The organism is Pseudomonas sp. C 49-2 (assembly GCF_003970195.1).
GTDB lineage: Bacteria > Pseudomonadota > Gammaproteobacteria > Pseudomonadales > Pseudomonadaceae > Aquipseudomonas > Aquipseudomonas canadensis.
In genome coordinates, this window is the sequence record NZ_RXYG01000035.1 from 1 (window position 1) to 3,336 (window position 3,336).

Sequence of the window (3,336 nt, forward strand, 5' to 3'; positions counted from 1 at the left end):
GGAATTTAATCTTGACGATGACCTACTCTCACATGGGGAAACCCCACACTACCATCGGCGATGCATCGTTTCACTACTGAGTTCGGGATGGGATCAGGTGGTTCCAATGCTCTATGGTCGTCAAGAAATTCGGGTACTGAGTCGTGGCTTATGCCTCGCTTCAGCAAATTGGGTATGTGACAGCTTTCGGTGCTTTGTGAGCGTCGAACTTTCGGTTCATTTTCGTCTTCACACACCGCAATCTGATGCTCGTTAGAGTAGTCAAATTGCTTGGGTGTTATATGGTCAAGCCTCACGGGCAATTAGTATTGGTTAGCTCAACGCCTCACAGCGCTTACACACCCAACCTATCAACGTCGTAGTCTTCGACGGCCCTTCAGGGAACTCAAGGTTCCAGTGAGATCTCATCTTGAGGCTAGTTTCCCGCTTAGATGCTTTCAGCGGTTATCTATTCCGAACATAGCTACCCGGCAATGCCACTGGCGTGACAACCGGAACACCAGAGGTTCGTCCACTCCGGTCCTCTCGTACTAGGAGCAGCCCCTCTCAAATCTCAAACGTCCACGGCAGATAGGGACCGAACTGTCTCACGACGTTCTAAACCCAGCTCGCGTACCACTTTAAATGGCGAACAGCCATACCCTTGGGACCGGCTTCAGCCCCAGGATGTGATGAGCCGACATCGAGGTGCCAAACACCGCCGTCGATATGAACTCTTGGGCGGTATCAGCCTGTTATCCCCGGAGTACCTTTTATCCGTTGAGCGATGGCCCTTCCATACAGAACCACCGGATCACTAAGACCTACTTTCGTACCTGCTCGACGTGTCTGTCTCGCAGTCAAGCGCGCTTTTGCCTTTATACTCTACGACCGATTTCCGACCGGTCTGAGCGCACCTTCGTACTCCTCCGTTACTCTTTAGGAGGAGACCGCCCCAGTCAAACTACCCACCATACACTGTCCTCGATCCGGATAACGGACCTGAGTTAGAACCTCAAAGTTGCCAGGGTGGTATTTCAAGGTTGGCTCCACGCAGACTGGCGTCCACGCTTCAAAGCCTCCCACCTATCCTACACAAGCAAATTCAAAGTCCAGTGCAAAGCTATAGTAAAGGTTCACGGGGTCTTTCCGTCTAGCCGCGGATACACTGCATCTTCACAGCGATTTCAATTTCACTGAGTCTCGGGTGGAGACAGCGCCGCCATCGTTACGCCATTCGTGCAGGTCGGAACTTACCCGACAAGGAATTTCGCTACCTTAGGACCGTTATAGTTACGGCCGCCGTTTACCGGGGCTTCGATCAAGAGCTTCGCGTTAGCTAACCCCATCAATTAACCTTCCGGCACCGGGCAGGCGTCACACCCTATACGTCCACTTTCGTGTTTGCAGAGTGCTGTGTTTTTAATAAACAGTCGCAGCGGCCTGGTATCTTCGACCGGCATGAGCTTACGGAGCAAGTCCTTCACCCTCACCGGCGCACCTTCTCCCGAAGTTACGGTGCCATTTTGCCTAGTTCCTTCACCCGAGTTCTCTCAAGCGCCTTGGTATTCTCTACCCAACCACCTGTGTCGGTTTGGGGTACGGTTCCTGGTTACCTGAAGCTTAGAAGCTTTTCTTGGAAGCATGGCATCAACCACTTCGTTAACTAAAAGTTAACTCGTCATCAGCTCTCGGCCTTAGAATCCCGGATTTACCTAAGATTCCAGCCTACCACCTTAAACTTGGACAACCAACGCCAAGCTGGCCTAGCCTTCTCCGTCCCTCCATCGCAATAACCAGAAGTACAGGAATATTAACCTGTTTTCCATCGACTACGCTTTTCAGCCTCGCCTTAGGGACCGACTAACCCTGCGTCGATTAACGTTGCGCAGGAAACCTTGGTCTTTCGGCGTGGGTGTTTTTCACACCCATTGTCGTTACTCATGTCAGCATTCGCACTTCTGATACCTCCAGCAAGCTTCTCAACTCACCTTCACAGGCTTACAGAACGCTCCTCTACCGCATCACTTACGTGATACCCGTAGCTTCGGTGTATGGTTTGAGCCCCGTTACATCTTCCGCGCAGGCCGACTCGACTAGTGAGCTATTACGCTTTCTTTAAAGGGTGGCTGCTTCTAAGCCAACCTCCTAGCTGTCTAAGCCTTCCCACATCGTTTCCCACTTAACCATAACTTTGGGACCTTAGCTGACGGTCTGGGTTGTTTCCCTTTTCACGACGGACGTTAGCACCCGCCGTGTGTCTCCCATGCTCGGCACTTGTAGGTATTCGGAGTTTGCATCGGTTTGGTAAGTCGGGATGACCCCCTAGCCGAAACAGTGCTCTACCCCCTACAGTGATACATGAGGCGCTACCTAAATAGCTTTCGAGGAGAACCAGCTATCTCCGAGCTTGATTAGCCTTTCACTCCGATCCACAGGTCATCCGCTAACTTTTCAACGGTAGTCGGTTCGGTCCTCCAGTTAGTGTTACCCAACCTTCAACCTGCCCATGGATAGATCGCCCGGTTTCGGGTCTATTCCCAGCGACTAGACGCCCTATTAAGACTCGCTTTCGCTACGCCTCCCCTATTCGGTTAAGCTCGCCACTGAAAATAAGTCGCTGACCCATTATACAAAAGGTACGCAGTCACCTAACAAAGTAGGCTCCCACTGCTTGTACGCATACGGTTTCAGGATCTATTTCACTCCCCTCTCCGGGGTTCTTTTCGCCTTTCCCTCACGGTACTAGTTCACTATCGGTCAGTCAGTAGTATTTAGCCTTGGAGGATGGTCCCCCCATATTCAGACAAAGTTTCTCGTGCTCCGTCCTACTCGATTTCATGACTAAGAGATTTTCGCGTACAGGGCTATCACCCACTATGGCCGCACTTTCCAGAGCGTTCCGCTAATCTCAAAGCCACTTAAGGGCTAGTCCCCGTTCGCTCGCCACTACTAAGGGAATCTCGGTTGATTTCTTTTCCTCAGGGTACTTAGATGTTTCAGTTCCCCTGGTTCGCCTCTTGCACCTATGTATTCAGTACAAGATAACCATCTTATGATGGCTGGGTTCCCCCATTCAGACATCTCCGGATCAAAGTCTGTTTGCCGACTCCCCGAAGCTTTTCGCAGGCTACCACGTCTTTCATCGCCTCTGACTGCCAAGGCATCCACCGTATGCGCTTCTTCACTTGACCATATAACCCCAAGCAATCTGGTTATACTGTGAAGACGACATTCGCCGAAAATTCGAATTTCTCAATTAAGAGAACTCACAAATTTTACCTTAGCCTGATCCGTTACCAGTGAAAGTAACGTTCAGTCTATCTTTCTATCACATACCCAAATTTTTAAAGAACG

At 50.7% G+C, this 3,336-nt stretch carries 2 rRNA genes; both read right to left on the minus strand.

Annotated elements, in window-relative coordinates:
- Positions 1-9 precede the first annotated feature (9 nt).
- A 5S ribosomal RNA gene (rrf, locus tag EJ576_RS29595) occupies positions 10-125 on the minus strand.
- 156 nt (positions 126-281) lie between these two features.
- Positions 282-3,173: ribosomal RNA gene (locus EJ576_RS29600) — 23S ribosomal RNA — on the minus strand.
- Positions 3,174-3,336 lie beyond the last annotated feature (163 nt).